Source organism: Mycobacterium sp. 2YAF39 (genome assembly GCF_052114565.1).
In the GTDB taxonomy this organism is placed as follows: domain Bacteria; phylum Actinomycetota; class Actinomycetes; order Mycobacteriales; family Mycobacteriaceae; genus Mycobacterium.
This window is the reverse complement of sequence record NZ_JBFREZ010000041.1, coordinates 1-559: the sequence shown is the minus strand read 5'-3', so window position 1 is coordinate 559 and position 559 is coordinate 1. Positions and strand designations below refer to the sequence as shown.

The window sequence follows — 559 nt, the reverse complement described above, 5'->3', positions numbered from 1 at the left end:
GGCGATAGGCCTCCTGCTGGGCCTTGTCCTCACGCAGCTTGCGCGCCGCCGCCGAGGCCTCGCAGTCCTGCTTGCCCGAGGCGCACCAGAGAAAACCCTTCTTCTCGGTGGCCAGCAGCGGCGAGCCGCGCGCCCCGCCCTTCATCGTCGTCTCGGGCAGGAAGACGATCGGCGCCTCCAGGCCCTTGGCGCCGTGGGCGGTCATCACCCGCACCTGCCGGCGCACGCCCTCCATCTCGCGCTTGACCACGATGTCCAGCGCAGCGAACTCGGCGACCAGGGTCTCCAGATCCCGCACGACGCGCGCCTCGGCGTTGGTGATCTGGGCCAGGAACTCGTCCAGGGCGTCGGCCGCCTCCTCGCCCAGGCGCGTCAGGGCGCGGGCGCGGTTGCTGACGCCGTTGATGTCCAGCTTGCCCAGGAACAGGGCGTAGAACTCATACGGCTGGCGGCGACGGCGGGCGGTCAGGGCCCAGTCCAGCAGGGCGTGCGCCTCGCGCCAGGCCGGACGCTCGTCGGCCCGCGCCGACAGGACGCCCCACAGCGTTCCCTTCCGTCC

Annotated in this window: 1 protein-coding gene; it reads right to left on the bottom strand. The window is 72.3% G+C overall.

From position 1 onward, the window contains the following. Positions 1–559: 3'-5' exonuclease (locus AB4Z42_RS28375; protein WP_442012577.1), on the bottom strand; the 559-nt coding region annotated here is incomplete at both ends.